Below are 292 nucleotides of genomic sequence, written 5' to 3'. Positions count from 1 at the left end.
GGACTACCCGGGTTTCTAATCCTGTTTGCTCCCCACGCTTTCGTGCATGAGCGTCAGTGTTATCCCAGGGGGCTGCCTTCGCCATCGGTGTTCCTCCACATCTCTACGCATTTCACTGCTACACGTGGAATTCTACCCCCCTCTGCCACACTCTAGCCGTGCAGTCACAAATGCAGTTCCCAGGTTGAGCCCGGGGATTTCACATCTGTCTTGCAAAACCGCCTGCGCACGCTTTACGCCCAGTAATTCCGATTAACGCTTGCACCCTACGTATTACCGCGGCTGCTGGCAT

General features: G+C 55.5%; 1 rRNA gene. It reads right to left on the bottom strand.

Annotated elements, in window-relative coordinates:
• Nucleotides 1-292, bottom strand: a 16S ribosomal RNA gene (locus BTW07_RS19295); the annotation flags it as partial.

It is taken from the genome of Salinicola socius (assembly GCF_001937195.1).
Taxonomy (GTDB): Bacteria; Pseudomonadota; Gammaproteobacteria; order Pseudomonadales; family Halomonadaceae; genus Salinicola; species Salinicola socius.
This window is presented reverse-complemented; position numbering and strand designations above follow the sequence as displayed.